The sequence below is a fragment of the Streptomyces sp. CB01580 genome (assembly GCF_001905795.1).
Lineage (GTDB): Bacteria > Actinomycetota > Actinomycetes > Streptomycetales > Streptomycetaceae > Streptomyces.
On record NZ_LIXJ01000003.1, the window covers coordinates 626,307 to 641,342 of the forward strand.

At 66.6% G+C, this 15,036-nt stretch carries 15 protein-coding genes and 1 pseudogene; 12 read left to right on the forward strand and 4 right to left on the reverse strand.

Annotated elements, in window-relative coordinates; genetic code table 11:
• Window positions 1–20: 20 nt before the first annotated feature.
• A complete protein-coding gene (locus AMK22_RS37325; RefSeq protein ID WP_158072029.1) occupies window positions 21–1,511 on the forward strand; it encodes a recombinase family protein in 1,491 nt (496 codons plus the stop codon).
• Between the two features lie 54 nt (window positions 1,512–1,565).
• On the opposite strand, the gene AMK22_RS07800 is transcribed toward AMK22_RS37325, so the two are convergent.
• Window positions 1,566–1,784 carry a hypothetical protein gene (locus tag AMK22_RS07800; RefSeq protein ID WP_073782628.1) on the reverse strand — a complete coding sequence of 73 codons (219 nt, stop codon included), beginning with the start codon at window positions 1,782–1,784 and terminating at the stop codon, window positions 1,566–1,568.
• Window positions 1,785–1,936: 152 nt separating this feature from the next.
• Here AMK22_RS07800 and AMK22_RS07805 point away from each other — a divergent pair, with 152 nt between their 5' ends.
• The 9 genes from AMK22_RS07805 (at window position 1,937) to AMK22_RS07835 (ending at window position 11,749) form a co-directional block, all read left to right on the forward strand.
• Entirely contained in the window at window positions 1,937–2,689 is a 753-nt protein-coding gene (locus tag AMK22_RS07805; protein WP_073782630.1) for a hypothetical protein, read from the forward strand.
• 918 nt (window positions 2,690–3,607) lie between these two features.
• Complete coding sequence (locus tag AMK22_RS07810) at window positions 3,608–3,865, forward strand: hypothetical protein (RefSeq protein ID WP_073782632.1); 258 nt, start codon at window positions 3,608–3,610, stop codon at window positions 3,863–3,865.
• An 80-nt stretch (window positions 3,866–3,945) separates the two neighbouring features.
• Window positions 3,946–4,917, forward strand: a complete 972-nt coding sequence (locus AMK22_RS07815) for a hypothetical protein (RefSeq protein WP_073782634.1) — start codon at window positions 3,946–3,948, stop codon at window positions 4,915–4,917.
• Window positions 4,918–4,930: 13 nt separating this feature from the next.
• Window positions 4,931–5,305, forward strand: a complete 375-nt coding sequence (locus AMK22_RS39105; protein ID WP_143203524.1) for a hypothetical protein — start codon at window positions 4,931–4,933, stop codon at window positions 5,303–5,305.
• A 61-nt stretch (window positions 5,306–5,366) separates the two neighbouring features.
• Entirely contained in the window at window positions 5,367–5,816 is a 450-nt protein-coding gene (locus tag AMK22_RS42245) for a phage terminase small subunit (protein ID WP_443333274.1), read from the forward strand.
• Window positions 5,817–5,950: 134 nt separating this feature from the next.
• Window positions 5,951–6,097 carry a hypothetical protein gene (locus tag AMK22_RS39435; RefSeq protein ID WP_158072030.1) on the forward strand — a complete coding sequence of 49 codons (147 nt, stop codon included), beginning with the start codon at window positions 5,951–5,953 and terminating at the stop codon, window positions 6,095–6,097.
• Window positions 6,098–6,393: 296 nt separating this feature from the next.
• Complete coding sequence (locus AMK22_RS39110) at window positions 6,394–6,720, forward strand: hypothetical protein (RefSeq protein ID WP_143203525.1); 327 nt, start codon at window positions 6,394–6,396, stop codon at window positions 6,718–6,720.
• Between the two features lie 99 nt (window positions 6,721–6,819).
• Window positions 6,820–7,089 (forward strand): hypothetical protein, encoded by a 270-nt coding sequence (locus tag AMK22_RS07830; RefSeq protein ID WP_073782637.1) that lies wholly within the window; start codon window positions 6,820–6,822, stop codon window positions 7,087–7,089.
• A complete protein-coding gene (locus AMK22_RS07835) occupies window positions 7,082–11,749 on the forward strand; it encodes a peptidoglycan DD-metalloendopeptidase family protein (RefSeq protein ID WP_073782638.1) in 4,668 nt (1,555 codons plus the stop codon). Before AMK22_RS07830 ends, AMK22_RS07835 begins: the two co-directional genes overlap by 8 nt.
• Before the next feature lie 305 nt (window positions 11,750–12,054).
• Here AMK22_RS07835 and AMK22_RS07840 read toward each other — a convergent pair whose 3' ends face one another.
• Window positions 12,055–12,723, reverse strand: a complete 669-nt coding sequence (locus tag AMK22_RS07840; protein ID WP_338014141.1) for a hypothetical protein — start codon at window positions 12,721–12,723, stop codon at window positions 12,055–12,057.
• 138 nt (window positions 12,724–12,861) lie between these two features.
• Here AMK22_RS07840 and AMK22_RS42250 point away from each other — a divergent pair, with 138 nt between their 5' ends.
• Window positions 12,862–13,383, forward strand: a complete 522-nt coding sequence (locus AMK22_RS42250) for a DUF7848 domain-containing protein (RefSeq protein ID WP_443333275.1) — start codon at window positions 12,862–12,864, stop codon at window positions 13,381–13,383.
• Between the two features lie 159 nt (window positions 13,384–13,542).
• Here the strand turns inward: AMK22_RS42250 and AMK22_RS07850 are convergent.
• Together AMK22_RS07850 and AMK22_RS39960 are read right to left on the reverse strand one after the other, a co-directional pair.
• A pseudogene (locus AMK22_RS07850) lies at window positions 13,543–13,809 on the reverse strand (GTP-binding protein); the annotation flags it as partial.
• 95 nt (window positions 13,810–13,904) lie between these two features.
• Window positions 13,905–14,045, reverse strand: a complete 141-nt coding sequence (locus AMK22_RS39960) for a hypothetical protein (RefSeq protein WP_199883148.1) — start codon at window positions 14,043–14,045, stop codon at window positions 13,905–13,907.
• A gap of 128 nt (window positions 14,046–14,173) precedes the next feature.
• Here AMK22_RS39960 and AMK22_RS07855 point away from each other — a divergent pair, with 128 nt between their 5' ends.
• Window positions 14,174–14,887, forward strand: a complete 714-nt coding sequence (locus tag AMK22_RS07855) for a TVP38/TMEM64 family protein (protein WP_073782642.1) — start codon at window positions 14,174–14,176, stop codon at window positions 14,885–14,887.
• Window positions 14,888–15,036 lie beyond the last annotated feature (149 nt).

The following is a 15,036-nucleotide window of genomic DNA, read 5'->3' on the forward strand; positions in this document are numbered from 1 at the left end:
GTTCGTGAGGGGTGGACGCGTTGGATGAGATTGATCTGTACCTACGCAAGAGCATCATCGTGAGGGAGGGCACCGAAGCTCTCACCTTCCGTACTCAGGAAGAGCGCGGACGTGAATGGGCACGGCAGAACAACTACACCGTGCGCAAGGTGTGGAAGGACAACCTGTCGGCGTGGACTGACGTTAAGCGACCCGACTTTGAGCGTGCGCTAACCGCTCTTCGTCGCAAGGAAGTGCCCGCACTCTGGGTGTACGCACTGGATCGCTTCGACCGAAAGGGCGCAGGATCGGTAGTGCAGATCCTTGATTCCGGCGCCAGGTTGATTTGCGATTACGAGAGACTGGATAGCGCCAACCCCCGTGACCGCGAGCGAATCATCAGCGATGCCGAGCGAGCAAAAGCGGTATCCGATCTCACATCTCACCGTGTTCGCGACACGAAGCAGGGGCAGCGTCGTCGGGGAGAGTGGATTGGGGCAGCCCCCTACGGTCTCCGAAAGGACAAGCGCGGGAAGTTGCACCACGCCAAGGGGTGGGATGTGGTAGTTCGAATCCTCACCGACGCATCCGACGGGATATCGCCCCGACGCATCGGCAGGGGCTTGACTCTGGACGGTGTGAGGTCCCCAAAGGGCGGTGACTGGAGCGCGTCCACCATCCGGCGAATCATCTACAACCCGGTGTACGAGGGTTTTCAGGTCGTCGCGCTATCACGCAAGTACACATGGCCCGTCGCGTACAGAGACGAGCGGGGGGAGCGCGTCAAGGTATTCGCTGACGGTGTCGACCCGGCACCGCCTGAACTCGTCGCAAAGGCCCGGCGCGTTCACGCCGGTCACCAACGAGGGGCCCTGGGCTCACGTGTTGGGCGTGCCACGCACCTGCTGACGGACCTACTTCGGTGCGCAGGGTGCGGGGCGAGGATGCCGACGAGCGGGCGATCCTACGTCTGCGACGCGCACGCAATGGGGAAGCTGTGTCCGGCACCCGCCTCCGCCATGCGCGTGCGCATAGAGGAGTACGTCTACCAGCGATGGGTCTCGGCTGTCAGTGCGGCCGACATCAACTCCGGCGACCCCCTGATGGTCGCTGTTGCGGAGCGATGGGCGGCACTCACAGCACCCGAGGAGACGGAAGAGGTATACGAGGCTCTAGGAGCCGTCAAGGCCGCGGAGACGGCCCTTGAACGTCTCGCCAACGACCGGGCGAACGGCATCTACGACGGCGCTATGGGGAAACACTTCCCTCGCCTCGTCGCGGAAGCTGAGGAGACGCTGACTGAGGCGCGGGCGCGGTACGAAGCACTCAGTGGCCAAGCCGTCGACCTGACGATGTTCGACGACGCGGTTCTTCTCGAAGAGGCGTGGGAGGCCGCAGACCTACCGCTGCGACGCGACCTGATCCGGGTAGCCATCGACAAGATCACCGTCACACAGGCCGCTCGACGTGGCGCCCCATTCGATGGGGACACCCGATGCGATATCGAGTGGGCTACACCAGAGACCGAGTAGACGCAGCACAGAACGGCCCCGTCGACGAGGACGGGGCCGTTCCCATGTTCGTGTCTACTCAGCCGGCGTGGACCAGGGTCCCGCCGGGGGCCGCTCGGGGAGCTTGGCGCCGGGGCGTCGCATGTACCAGTTCAGGAATTCGCGGATCACCTGCGTCCGCGGGCTCCGTCCAGTGGGGTGCATGGCTCTTGCGGCCTCCAGGAACGGCGCCCACTCGGTGGCGTCAGGCACCCGGATGTTCTTCGGCTTCTCGTAGGCACGTGGTGTCGGCATGACATCAGGCTAGCAGTTCTGTACCTACAAGATGCGCGAGATTCGGGCTTGCGTTGTACCTACAAACTGTCTAGCTTTGTACCTACAACGCAGCGACGCCCCGCAGTCCGGGAAGACAGGGCGGGGCGTCGCTCCTACAAGAGGAGACACCAGTGTACGCAACCCTCACCCCGGCCCAGCGCGATGGGACCGCCTGTATCGAGTGCGGCGACGAAACCGCCCCCATGGTCCCGCTCCCGGCCCTCGTCGACGGCGGCCAGGTGTTCCAATGCACCAGCCACACTGACGCCGACGACACCCCGGCCGACGTCTGCTACATCTGCTTCTCCGAGTCCGGCCCCTTCGTCCGCGTAGGCGAGGGAGACGATGAAGCCGCCGTGTGCCTGGACCACGTCGACGAGACCCCGGAGCGGAACGTGCTTGTCGTCGGCCCGATCCGCACCCGAGCCGACCGGGAACGCCTCAGGGAGTTCGCCCGCACCGTCGCCACGGAGTTGGGCGCAATGGCGACCTGGGCGACGTCGAGCGGCTTCGACGTTCGCCAGTACGAAGCCATATACGACATGGGAGGCCCGGCGTCGACGGGGGACTACGTGAGCACTCTCCTGAAGGGTGAGGCACTGCTCGCGGGCATCCCTGTCAGGGAGCGGCAGCATCCCGAGGCACTCGCGGAGTGCGTGTGCGGGCAGTCGACGACGGTTCGGTCCGTGGTCCGGGCGGACGGCGACGTCTGGTGCCAGGAATGCCGGGATATCTCGTCGTGCGCCCACTGTCTTGAGTGGTTCGACACCGACGAAATGGTGATCACCGAGTCCGGTACCGCGTGGATCCCGCTCCACCCCGAGTGCCACGAGGGGGACGCCTGGAAGGCGCCCCAGAGTGGTCGCCTGGCGATCGCCGCGTAGCTCACCCTGTGTGACAACGGCCCCGCGCCCATTCCGGGTGGCGGGGCTCTGTCGCGTCCGCTCTCCCCTCGTCGGTCGACGTCCTCCGCCTCCCGCAGGTCAAACTACGGCCCCGCGCGCCTACTTGGCTCACACTGTGAGGTACTTCCGGGAAAGGACCGTAATTTGACCTCGGGTACTGAGAGCTACATTTCGTCGCCCGAACTCACTCTCCGCCACCGGCTCGGGGGTCAGATTGGCCAAAGTGTCAAACTGACCCCCTATCTCAGTTTCTCCTTACACGCGTTAGAGGGTTTTGAAAAATAGAGTTAGTTTGTCAATTTGGCACCCACCCTGCCTGGAGGCCCCTCGTCGACGAGGAGTCGGGGCGGAGGAGAGGGAGGCGGCGGCTCTGAAAGCCGCAGGCGCCGTTCTGAGGCGCCGTGAGGGGCGTGCGCCAGAAAAGGGATTCACCGAGCCCCCTGAAGCGCTCCAGAGGGCCGTCTAGCGCGTTCTAGGGGCACGCGCGCCGACTGGTCGGCACGGGCGGGCGGTGCTCTCTGGCTCGTATCTCGCATTGCGAGACGGAGGTAACTGTCTCGTAACTAATATTGCGGCAAGCCGGGCAAACTACCGCACTGAGCGACACCCTCCCCCGATAACTCATGTAGAGGGGCTCGCGCTTCAGTAGAGATTACGGAGCGTAGTTACCCCCGCCATGCCGCGCCGCCCCGTACTTCCTCTCGCGGGATGTCGGCGCGTGGCCCCGGCGTTCGAGCCGCTGACGTTGACCGTGATTCTCCTCCGCGTCCGTCGGCGTGCTCCGCCGGGGTCTCTGATCTCTTTTCAAAGCGCTGCCCACGGGCGGCGCTCCTCTTTTTTTCAAGCCGTTGGCAGGACGAAAGGTCGTCAGAACGGCAGAACACCTTTGGAGGAACCATGCGCTGCATCGACGTGCCCGACGCTCCCCGGCGGCAGTGTCCCGGCTGCTTCCGGACGCTCGCCGTGAACGGCAACAACTTTCATGCCGACGCCCTGTGTGCCGACGGCTTCACCCGCAAGTGTGCCGACTGCCGGAATGCGGCGGAGCGCCTCCGGTACCGCCTGGAAGCGCCGGAGCGTGCCAGGAGGGTACGGGAGCGCCGCGCGGAGCGGCGGGCGTACTTCGAGTCGACCGGCCGATACGAGGCCGCCTGAGCGCCGCACAGCCACACCTTGACCTACACAGCCCCTGCCGTCGGCGGGGGATTTTCTATGCCCGACCGAGAGGAAACGAAATGCCAGCCGTTACCAACCCCGAGGAACTTGCGGCACTGGAGGCAGTACCCGACATCGAGCGCACGCGGAAGCTTCATGCGTCCGCGGAGGACCGTCTCCGTCGGCACCGGGCCGGAGAGACGCCCGACGAGGCGCGCAACCGCGTGGTGGAGGAGGCCGTCAACAGCTTCATCACCTCCGGCACATGGCCGCGTGACGTCGGCTCGAAGGCCGCGAAGGCGAACACCGAAGCGGTGGAGTGGGAAGCGGAGCGCCTGGCGCTCAAGCGTGCCGTCGACGCTGCCGAAGACCTGGCCCACGACACCCGGCAGGTACTCAGTGACGACGCCCTGGAGTTCCTGGGGACGCGACTGGCGGGGATCCTGAGCGCAGTCAGGACGGCCGCGGAAGCTCTCGGCGACGTCCGATCCGCAGAGGGCGCTATTAAGGCCGGAGGGGCCGCCGTGGAGGCGTGGGGCACCCTCTCCGTGCTCCTGGAGGACTACCGCAACGTGCGGCGCGCACAGTGGTCGTTCCTGATGCCGCAGCGACACCGCCTGGACTTGCCGGGCGTGCACGAAGAGAGCAGCCGCGAGCTGAAGGCGTGGCAGCGTGACGGGCACGGTCACGTCGCGGGTTTCGACCCCGACAACGTGCCGGCCGACGCGCTCTCCGCCATGAAGTCCGGCCAGTACACCATCGGCTACCTGCGGTGGATCGCGTCGGCCGGCACTGCGTATGTGCCCCGGTCGCGCGAAGATCTGAAGCTGGAGGTTATGGCGACGAACGCGCGCCATGAAGTCGTCTACGACGACAACGGGCCGATCCAGCGCGACCCGTACGCCTGGCACGAGACGCCGATCCCGGCCCCGCGCCCTGCGGAGGTCTATCCGCATTCCACGGTGCCGCAGATGGACTACTCCAAGCCGCAGCCACCGAAGCCGACCCCCAACGCGACGGTGAGCGACGAGCGCGCACCGCGAACCTTCTGAGAGGCGACCAGCTATGACTGACCCCAACACCCCAACTCCCCTCGCTGGGGACGCACTTGAGCTTGCCAAGCTCCGCGCCGGACTGACCGCCGGGCTCACCCCGGAGCAGTCCGCGCGCCTGATCGGGTCAACGGAGGACGAACTCACGGCGGACGCTCAGACGCTCGCTGCCGAGTTCTCCACCACGAACCCTGCGCCTCCCGCTCCCCGTGTCGGCGGACCGCGTGGCGTCGACGTCACTCCGGCTGAAGGGGCTTCCGCGGGTGCTGCCCGTTACCGGCGTAAGGCGGGGCTGGACGAGGACGGGCGGCGCCCGCAGGTACCGCAGCGGAGCGGCACGGAGCGCACCGCCAACCCCTTTGCCGCACCTTCCTACACCATGAGCTGACGTCGACGGGGGCTCCGTAAATCGACTTACGGGGCCCCTCGTTCAATGAAAGGAGGGGCCCATGGTTGCCCCTGGACCCCGTCAGAAGCCATGGACGCCGCATTCCCGTGCTCACCGTGGCGCCTCACGGAGCGGCGCCGTTGGCCCCATTGTGCTCCCTCTCGCCGGGTGTGACGACCCGATCCCGGACATGCCCGCTGGGCGCGCGTGGACGGAGCCGGAGCGGACGATGTGGGATGAGCTGTGGCAGAGCCCACAGGCGACGCAGTATGACGACTCGTTCGTCCCTATCGTCGCGCTCTATGTCCGCGTCGTGTGTGACGCGTTCTCGGGACGCGTGACGGCCGGACTGGCGCAGGAGGCGCGGCACCTGGCCGACCACCTTGGCCTCAGTCCGGCGGGCATGAAGTCGCTGGGCTGGAGGATGGAAGAGGTTGACGCACGCACGGGCGAGATACACGACGCGCCTGTTGCAGACATCGCAGCGCGACGAGCGCGGATCACTGCATGAGTGCGCGACGCGCCGCCATCCGTGCACGCCTGGCGCAGCATGGGGCCGCGAGTGGCGGGCATCGGCCCGCGTGTCCGCCCGAGCTACGCAGGTGCATCGTGTGGCAGTGGCTCGATCCCGACGAGGTAGACGACGTGAGGGCGGCTGGAATGGGCTCACTGCGCGTCTTCACAGCATGGCGCCGCTGGCTCGACGCACGCCAGGCGTACGCCGACGAGGAAGGCCAGTCGGTGATGCAGGCGTGCGGGCCAACGAGCCGGCCGACGCTCGAACGCCCCTGACCTGCGATTTCCTGACGGTCACCCCAGGGGGTGATCCCCTTCGGGGTGCCTCGGCTACCGGAAGAGTGCTGGGCCGCGCGGTCTGACAACCGGTTGGAGGTCGCCCCCGGGGCCCCTTCAGCCGCCCGTCTGACGCCCCTGGGCGCCCCTCTGCCGCTCTCTGACGCCTTCCGCACGGTCCATCGTGCGCGCCGGACGATCGTCCGCGAGGCAGGGACGACCCCGAACGAGTAACACCAAGAGATAGTAAAGCCGCAGGTGAGCGGCCTAGAAGTGTGACACGACAGGAGACCGCCATGTCCACCCAACCGCCTATCTGCCCCCGCGCAGGCTGCCGACTGCCCCGATGGGTGAAGCGGGACCGTAGGGGCAACCCGGTACTCACGGACTGGTGTTCAGCCTGGTGCCGTCACTGGGACAGCGCAGCGAAGAACGCGCTCTACAACGACGACGCCCGTCAGGCTGCGACGCTGATGGAGGCCGTGGCCGTTCTCGACTCCCGCAAGTCCGGCGGGGATCCGGTGCACGGCGTGCAGATCATCGACAGCACCCGATGGGTGGTCCACACGGACGCCCATGCGTCGGCGAGGCGGCACCGTCGACCCGCGCATGCAGCCGCCTGACAGCTCACCGGGGCCCGCCCCCAAGCAACAACCCATACGACCCCTGATCGGCCCGTAGCGGACGCGCTACGGGCCTTTTCCATGCCCTCCGGAGGGCCCATGAAGACCACCGAAAACACCGTGTGTGCCCGTGACGGCTGCGGGTTCATCGTCGAACCCGTTCTCGTCGCCGACATGCCGCTGCCAGCGACGCACTGTGGCGACGCATGCAGGGACTATGAATGGCTCCGCCAGGGCCTTGACGCCCTGGAGCCCACGCCCGACGTCGTCGAGCTGTACGGCAACTTGCGGGAGGTCGCGGAGATTCTGAACGCGCGCACCGACCCCACCGAGATAGGCCCGCTGCCGGGGGTGTGGTCAGATGCCTGATCTGGACATCGTGGGCGGTGCGGCGGTCGACGTCGTCCCGGTAATCCCACAGTTCCATTCACGCCTCAAGGCCATGGTCCTGCCCATCGCGGACCGGGTCGGTGAAGAGGCCGGGGAGCGCATGGGGCGGGCCATGTCCCGTTCCCTGGCGCAGAACCTCACAGTGGCCATCCCCAACGCGATCACCCGAGCCGGCCAAGCCGGACGAGCGGCAGCGACGCGCCAAGGGGATGACACGGCAGGGGCGTTCGCCTCATCGATGCGGCGGCACCTCCAAGCAGCGTTTCGCAGCATGCCCAGGCTCGATATCCGCCTCTCCGACACTGGGGTTGACGCGGAGCTTGCCCGACTCCGTGCGAGGCTCGAACAGCTCTCAAATCGCCGTATAGGCATCGACGTGGACGCGGGAACGGCCCGCGCTGAAGTGGAGCGGATCGAACGGGAGCTCCAGCGTCTCGGAGCTGAACACCCCAACATCCGAATCCGCACCGATACAGCCGCTGCCCGCGCGGCACTCGCTGCGATGAGAGCCGAGATCGACGCAGCAAATCGCAGGGAGATTAACGTCCCCGTCCGCGTCGATACGACCCAGGCGACCGCCGCACTGATGTCTCTGGGCATGCAAGCGGCTGCACTGGCCGCAATCCCCCTCGGCCCCATCCTCGCCGCCGGACTCGGAGCCGTGGCGGCAATGGCCACCGCCGCTGGAGCGGGTATCGGGGCGACGGCACTCGTCGCGGTACCGGCCATCAAGGGTGTGACCGAGGCTTTGCGTCTGAAGACTGCCGCGGAGGACGAGGCCGCACAGGCAACCGATCGGAGTGCCGCATCGTCGTCGCAGGCTGCGAACCGTGCGCTCCAACTCGTAGGTGCGCAGGCACAGTTGGCGTCAGCGCATCGCAACGCCGCACAGTCCGCCGTGCAGGCCAACCGTCAGGTTGAAGCCGCCGAACGGGCCGTCGCGGACGCCGCGCAGCGTGCGGCAGAGCAGCGCCAGGCGGCGGCCGACGGCGTGCGTCGAGCGGAGCAATCGCTCACCGACGCCAAGCGCACCGCTCGGGACGCGGAGACAGAACTCACCCGCGCCAGGCAGGATGCCGCCGCACAGCTTGCAGCGCTGAACGATCGCCTACTTGATGGCTACCTCGATCAGCGGGAGGCAGCCCTGAGGGTCAAGCAAGCCCAACAGGAGTTGACTGCCACACTGGCCGACGCTGACGCGGGTAGGGCAACACAGCTTCAGGTTGAAGCTGCTCAACTCGCCTTTGACCGTGCACAGTTGAACGCCAAGCAGACGTCACAGTCGTTCGACGAGCTTCAGAAGTCGGCAGCCAAGCAGAAGCGGGCCGGCGTAGAGGGCTCCGACGCCGTCAAGGCAGCGACAGAACGCGTCCGCCAGGCGCAGCGGGGCGTGGTCGACCAGACCGACGCACTCCGTAAGGCGCAGGCAGCAGCGTCGAAGGCGTCCGTCGACGGTGCGCGCGCTGTGGCCGATGCGCAGGAGCGCGTAGCCGACGCCACTCGCAACGCCGCGAACGCGCAAGCGTCAGCAGCGGAGAGCATCGCGAACGCCCAACGGGGCCTCCAGCGGGCACAGCTCTCGACGGCCGACGCAACGGGCGTCGCGACCACGAAACAGGACGAGTACCGCCAGGCACTTGCGGACATGACTCCCGCCGCGCGACAGCTCTTCGACGCCATCGCGGGCCCCCGCGGGCTGAAGGTTGCATTCGACGAATGGCAGAAGTCTCTTCAGCCCGCAGTTCTGCCACTCTTCACGCGGGGCGTCGACGGGGCGAAGAATTCCCTGCCCGGCCTCACGCCAATGGTCCTGGCTGCTGCACGTGGAATTGACTCCCTCATGGACTCCGCGTCGGCCGAGATGAAGGCGCCGTTCTGGCACGAGTTCAAGGCTGATCTCACCGACAGTATCGAGCCCGCAATCAAGGGACTCGGGAAGACGATCGGACTCGTCCTGAAGGGTTCCGCAGGGGTCGTTGATGCCTTCCTGCCGCACATGGACGGAATCGCTGATCGGTCCACCAAGATCGGTGAGCGCTTCGCCAAGTGGGGGACGAACCTCAAGGGCTCCCCGGAGTTCGAGAAGTTCCTCCAGTACGTCAAGGACACGGCACCTGGGGTAGCCGAGTTCATCGGGGATATCCTGAGCGCGGCCCTCGACGTGTCAAAGGCGCTCGCACCTCTCAGTGCAAAGCTCTTCGACGCACTTGGACCCGTCTTTGAGGCGATTTCGTGGACGGCGGAGAACGCGCCGGAGTTTATTCAGCTCCTGTGGGGGATCTACTTCGTCACGAAGGCCATCAGGGTCGGGATGGCTGCATTCGCGGTGGCCATGTTCCTGTACGAGTCGGTCGTGATCCTGGCCACCATCGCCACGAGCGGATGGGCCGTGGCACTGAACGCGACGGGTATTGTCCCGATCATCAAGGCGATCATTCTCGTCGTCGCACTCCTTGCGGCCGGTGTAGTGTACGCCTACAAGAATTGGGGCTGGTTCCGCACCGTCGTTGACACCGCTTGGGATGGCATCAAGACGGCCTCAGAGTTCGTCTGGGAAAAGGTCCTGAAGCCGATCTTCACTTTCCTGTGGCAGATCATCAAGAAGGTCGGCGACGCTGCTCTGTGGCTTTGGGACAAGGCGATTAAGCCTGCCTTCGAATTCATCGCAGCAGCCGTAAAGCCCGTGGTCAAGGCGTTGCTGACGATCTTTCTCCTCCCTGCTTATGTGGCTTTCAAGCTGCTTGGCGCCATCGTCAAGTGGCTGTGGAATGAGGCCGTCAAGCCTGTCTTCAACTGGATCGCGGAGAAGGCGAAGTGGCTGTACGAGAAGTACATAAAGCCTCACATCGGGGACGCGAAGAAGGCGTTCGATCTACTCGGCAAGGCTGTCAAGTCGCTGTGGGACAGTGCAGTAAAGCCGGTCCTTGGCTGGATCGCCGACAAGGTGAAGTGGCTGTACGACAAGGCGATTAAGCCGCACACCGACGACATCCGTCGGGCCGTCGACCTAATGGCGCGAGGGTTCGAGACTGCGAAGAAGGACATCAAGAAGAGTTGGGATCAACTCAAGAATATTGCTAAGGAGCCCGTCAAGTTCATCATTGAGCACGTCTACAACAAGGGAATCGTCCCGTTGTGGAACGGCGTTGCTTCCATCACGGGTGCGGACAAGCTGAAGCCGATCGACGTCAAGAAATTCAACACTGGCGGCATCATGTCCGGCTACTCTCCGGGGCGCGACGACCGCCTTATTGCTGTCGGCGGTGGTGAGGCCGTTATGCGTCCGGAGTGGACGCGAGCAGTCGGCGCCGACAGGATCAACCAGTGGAACGCAGCAGCCCGTTCAGGCGGCGTCGGTGGCGTCCAGCGTGCTATCGCCTCCGGTACTCCCGCTTTCGCCAACGGAGGAATTGTCGGCTGGATCAGGGACAAGGCGAGCGATGCAGGGAAGTTCCTCTCTGGTGCTCTTGACTTCCTGGACCCAAGCAAGCTCTTTGACAAGGCTAAGGGCCTGGCCAAGAGCACTATGGAGCCCATCCTCGCGAATCCGTGGGCAAAGTCGGTGGCAAAAATGCCCCTGAGGATGCTGACGGACATGAAGGACATGGTCACCGGCTTCTTCTCTGGCGCTGGAGGCAACGGCCAGTGGGTCAAGCCCGTCAACGCCGGATACGGTACGAAGTTCGGTGTGGCTGGACGTATGTGGTCCTCCGGGCATCACACCGGCCTTGACTTCCCCGCAGCTGTCGGCACCGCGATCAAGGCGGTGTCCGGCGGACGAGTGACTACCGCGCAGGGTGGCGGCCCATATGGCAACCACGTGATGATCAACCACGGTGGTGGCCTGTCGTCGCTGTACGCCCATATGACGCGAATCCTGACCTCTGTCGGTAAGACGGTGCGCCAGGGCCAGACCATCGGCACTGTCGGCGCGACGGGCAACGTCACCGGCCCTCACCTCCACTTGGAGGCGCGGGTTAACGGGCGGCCCGTGGATCCCATGAGCTACCTCACCGGAGGCGGTGGGGGAGGTAACGGCGGCTCGGGCGTGGCTCGTTGGCGTCCGACGGTGCTTCAGGCGCTGAGTATGACGGGGAACCCCGCGTCGTACGCGGACCTGACGCTCCGACGGATGCGGCAGGAGTCGGGCGGCAACCCGCGGGCGGTCAACAACTGGGATAGCAACGCGAAGGCTGGCTACCCGTCGACCGGGCTCATGCAGCTCATCCGGCCGACGTGGCAGCACTACGCGGGGCAGATGATCAAGAAGGGCCCGTTCCTCAACGGCGTCTCCGTCGATCCTCTGGCGAACATCTTCGCCTCCATGCGCTACGCGAAGGCTGCGTACGGTTCCCTTCCTTCCGCCTACAACCGCCCCGGCGGATACGACTCCGGCGGCTACCTGATGCCGGGATGGACGCCCGTCTTCAACGGCACGGGGAAGCCGGAGCCGGTGTTCACGGCTGGCCAGTGGGAGACCCTGCGAGCCAACGCCCGACGAGGCAGCCAGGCGCCGAACGTCACCGTGGAGAACCACGTGTGGGTTGGCGACCGGGAGCTGACCGACATCGTCGACGAACGCGTTGTGGTCCGTGAAGAGCGGACAGCAGCAGCTATCACCACGGGTCGTTGGATCTGACGCACACCTGACGCACGTTTCCCGGCCCGCTGCCGACACGGTGGCGGGCCGTCGCACGCTTCCCCCAACTACGCCTGGAGCGGCCCGACATGGGCACTCCAGGCGTTCCTATGGCTTGAGAGAGGACACCCCCATGAACACCATGACCCCCGCGAAGTCGGTCCCGTCGACGTGCCCCTTCTGCGGCAAGGACGTGCCCCAGAAGCCCGGACCGGGACGCCGCCGGGTGTATTGCACCCCGGGTCACAGGAAGACGCACACGCGCAACCTGCGGGCGGTGTGGGGTTGGTACTAAGTCCCCAGTGTCACGCGTCGACGTGACGTCCCCGCTCCCACAACGCCGCCACGTGCCCCGCGAATCGGTCGTACAGCCCGTCATCACCGAGCCGGCGCAGATGGAGCATGGGCGACTCGTGGCCGAGGAGAGACGACAGGTGCGGCGTAACAAGCATCTCGTCGTCGAACTGGAACACCGACAGGGCGATGTGGTCGTCCGAGAACCGCGCTTCGACGCCGGGGACCGCTCCCATCCGCTGTAGCGCGTCGAGCGTGATCCGGATGCGCGTACCGACGGTGAGAGGGACGTCCTCGATCTCCTCCCGACGGCGAGTGACATCCGAGTTCGGGTCACCGACGAGGAAGCGGACAGTACATCCGGCCGACGCCTTCGCCTTGAGGCGGTCAGGGAGCCTTGATTGTTCCTGCCACAGGAAGTAGTTCGTGTACCCGGCGAAGGTGATCTCTTTCTCGGCGCTGTCGATCAGCCTGGACCACACCGACGTGGGGCACGCATTCCGGTACGGGTACGCATTGACGATCTCTCGCTCCGGGCCCGTTTTGACTGCGTTCCGGATCGCGCGCGGCCACAACACCTCTGCCTCCACACCTAGCGCTTCCACCACGTCTAGACGTGTCCCGGGGTGGGGCACACGTCGCGGGTCGGATAGCCATCGTTCTACGGTCTTTGTGCTCACCCCGACTGTACGTGCGAGGCGGGAGGGGGTCATATGCGCGTCGCTCAATGCATCTCGTAAGGCGATGTTCAAGGTCTCTCCCCGGGACGTTTAGGCCACTTAGGACGATAGCGAACCCGCGGTCAACGTGTCCCCTCGATGTCCGGTCCGACGGCCCTCCTATCCAGTCAAGATGGCCGCCACGGACCGACGAGGGACGATAGGAGCAGGGATCGTGCGGGCTTCGGATTTGGTACCGCGTCCGGTGGAACTGAGCGACGGAATGCCGGTCACTCCTCGTCCGGCGACGGGGTGCGACGTGTGCGACGCGCTGATGAAGCAGTGGCGCCAGGCATCTACGCCTGGCCCCGCGTTCGACCCGTCGCACGCTACGGATCTCGCCGTGGAAATTCGGCGTCACCCCCACGCGAAGCTACGGAGGACCCGGTGAGATCTGTACTGAGGTACGTCACGCACAAAATCGCGACGGCGCCGCAGAGCGAAGTGACAATCTCCGTCCGGTGCCTGACGCCTGACTGCGAATGGTCGTTAGGTCCCACGGCAGACGTCGACGCCGCCAACCAGGCGTGCATGACCCACACCGGGCGCTTACACGACCACGTCCACTTCGACCGGCTCTGGTCCGACGTCGCGCTTGTGCGCCGCCTGGAGGGCTCGTGAACGCCCGCACGACGGCCGCTGTCGTCGCATTCGCCGCGTGGGTCGCGCTCGTCGCACTCCTCGTCGGGCGGGCGGCGCACACGCCGTAAGACCCAAGATCTCCTGCTCCGTTTGTGCAGGTCAGAGGCTCCGATATGCTGCATGACAGGGTGAGCGGACTACGTAGTCGGCGTGTCCGGGCATGTCGACGTGGGCGTAGTGGCGGGTGTCGGTCTCGTACTCGACGTGCGCGATGTTGATGGTGATGCCCCGCCGGCTCTCCTCCGGCGCCCGGTCGATCCGGTCGAAGGGAACGAACGTGCCGGTTCCGCGGTCGCTGAGGACCTTGGTGATGGCGGCGGTCAGCGTGGTCTTGCCGTGGTCGACGTGGCCCATGGTGCCGATGTTGAGGTGGGGCTTGGTGCGTACGTATGCCGTCTTGGACATGGCTCTTTCCTTGGAAGATCGATGCCGGGAAGAAGAAGACCCCAGGGCCCTGCCGACCCTCCCCTTGCGGGGTCCGCCGGACTGTCGGGGGAGGGTCAGCTTCGGGCGCCGTCGAAGGGAGCCACGGACGCGGCGGGCGCCGCCGCGACAACTGCCGTCGCGAAGAAGGAGTTCACGGCAGCCTTCGGCGCGTCCGCGACGGCGGACGGCGCTGCGAGGAAGGCGTACCGGACCATGCGTCCGATGATGGCCGGGGACGCACGCCCGCGTCGACCGGTTTTCCGGTGGGTCCGGCGGTCGCGGGCCCGGTCCGTACGCGGGAGCTCGGCCCGTCGTCGCGTACGCGGTCGGCTAGTCTCCCCGCATGCTCGACCCCGCCCCCGCCGCCCGGCCCGCCGAGGGCCTCGCCGTGCGCTGCACGAGGGCGCTGCTCTCGCCCTGGTCCCGGTTCTCGCTGCTCGTGGTGGTGCTGGTGGCCGCCGCCTCGGCGATGCTGCTGTTCGAGCCCCAGCGGCTGCTCACCACCGGATGGCCGGACCGACCGGACGGCGGCGGCGCCGCCGTGGTGCTGTTCGCCGCGGCGTACGGCGTGTGCACGGTGGCCTTCGTTCCCCGGCCGCTGCTCAATCTCGCCGCCGGGGCGCTCTTCGGTTCGCAGGCGGGGCTGGGCGCCGCGCTGGCGGGCACGGTCCTCGGCGCGGGCATCTCCTTCGCGCTGGGCAGGGTGCTCGGGCAGGACGCGCTCCGCACGCTGCTGCGGGGGCGCTGGCTGCGGGCGGCGGACGGTCAGCTGAGCCGGCACGGGTTCCGTTCGATGCTGGCGCTGCGACTGTTCCCTGGTGTGCCGTTCGCGGCGGCCAACTACTGTGCGGCGGTCTCGCGCATGGGCTGCCCGGCGTTCCTGGCGGCGACCGGGCTGGGTTCGGTGCCGAACACCGCCGCGTACGTCGTGGCGGGCAGCGAGGCCGCCTCACCGGCGTCGCCCGCGTTCCTGGCGGCGACGGGCTTCATCGTGCTGACGGGGCTCGGCGCGGCCGTCGTCGCCTGGCGCAGGCGGCACCGCCTCTCCGCCCGGTGACCCGGGGCGTTCCCCGCCGCGTGGTCCGGGCCACCGCCACCGCCGGGCCCGGAGCGTGCTGTGCCGCGTGGCCCGGGCACGGGCGCGGCGGGACGCCGCCGGGGCCCGGCCACGACCGGCGGCGGGGGTGTGCGTCGTCCCGTTCATCC

Excerpts from the sequence above, each read along its gene's own strand:
- AMK22_RS42250 (WP_443333275.1), top strand. The coding sequence starts at position 12,862 with ATGTCCGGTCCGACGGCCCTCCTATCCAGTCAAGATGGCCGCCACGGA.
- AMK22_RS42245 (WP_443333274.1), top strand. The coding sequence starts at position 5,367 with ATGGTTGCCCCTGGACCCCGTCAGAAGCCATGGACGCCGCATTCCCGT.
- AMK22_RS39105 (WP_143203524.1), top strand. The coding sequence starts at position 4,931 with ATGACTGACCCCAACACCCCAACTCCCCTCGCTGGGGACGCACTTGAG.
- AMK22_RS39960 (WP_199883148.1), bottom strand. The coding sequence starts at position 14,045 with ATGGTCCGGTACGCCTTCCTCGCAGCGCCGTCCGCCGTCGCGGACGCG.
- AMK22_RS07815 (WP_073782634.1), top strand. The coding sequence starts at position 3,946 with ATGCCAGCCGTTACCAACCCCGAGGAACTTGCGGCACTGGAGGCAGTA.
- AMK22_RS07830 (WP_073782637.1), top strand. The coding sequence starts at position 6,820 with ATGAAGACCACCGAAAACACCGTGTGTGCCCGTGACGGCTGCGGGTTC.
- AMK22_RS07835 (WP_073782638.1), top strand. The coding sequence starts at position 7,082 with ATGCCTGATCTGGACATCGTGGGCGGTGCGGCGGTCGACGTCGTCCCG.
- AMK22_RS39110 (WP_143203525.1), top strand. The coding sequence starts at position 6,394 with ATGTCCACCCAACCGCCTATCTGCCCCCGCGCAGGCTGCCGACTGCCC.
- AMK22_RS07800 (WP_073782628.1), bottom strand. The coding sequence starts at position 1,784 with ATGCCGACACCACGTGCCTACGAGAAGCCGAAGAACATCCGGGTGCCT.
- AMK22_RS07855 (WP_073782642.1), top strand. The coding sequence starts at position 14,174 with ATGCTCGACCCCGCCCCCGCCGCCCGGCCCGCCGAGGGCCTCGCCGTG.
- AMK22_RS07810 (WP_073782632.1), top strand. The coding sequence starts at position 3,608 with ATGCGCTGCATCGACGTGCCCGACGCTCCCCGGCGGCAGTGTCCCGGC.